This is a genomic window from Bacillus sp. SIMBA_008 (genome assembly GCF_046535495.1).
GTDB classification, from domain to species: Bacteria; Bacillota; Bacilli; order Bacillales; family Bacillaceae; genus Bacillus; species Bacillus subtilis.
Map to the genome: position 1 here is coordinate 1 of NZ_JAWRWL010000078.1, position 386 is coordinate 386.

Genomic DNA, 386 nt, shown 5'->3' on the forward strand with positions numbered 1-386 from the left:
GTCATCATCATCTACCTCTCCGCGCTTCAGCGCGTGCCGGACGACATATACGCGGCCGCGGCTCTCGACGGCGCCGGCGCGTGGCGGATCCTCTGGTCGATGACGTGGCCGAGTGTCTTCCCCACGACACTCATTTTGGGCGTTCTACAGGTGATCAATTTCGTCGCCAGCTCACTAGACGTGTCATTGATCATGACGAATGGCGGACCCCTCAACGCGTCGCGATCGCTCGGGCTGTACGCCTATCAGGAAGCATTTGTGCATCAGGACGTCGGATACTCCAGCACGCTGTCTGTGCTCCAGCTCGTCGTCATCGTCGTCATCGTCGTCTCCGGACGGCTTCTCACTCGAAGGAGCGTGCGATGAAGCGTTCTCGTCTGCGCCTC

General features: G+C 60.4%; 1 protein-coding gene. It reads left to right on the forward strand.

What is annotated here, in order from left to right; translation table 11 throughout:
• On the forward strand, positions 1 to 366 hold a 366-nt coding region (locus SB658_RS22215; protein ID WP_410602358.1), incomplete at its 5' end, for an ABC transporter permease subunit.
• Between the last annotated feature and the right edge of the window lie 20 nt (positions 367 to 386).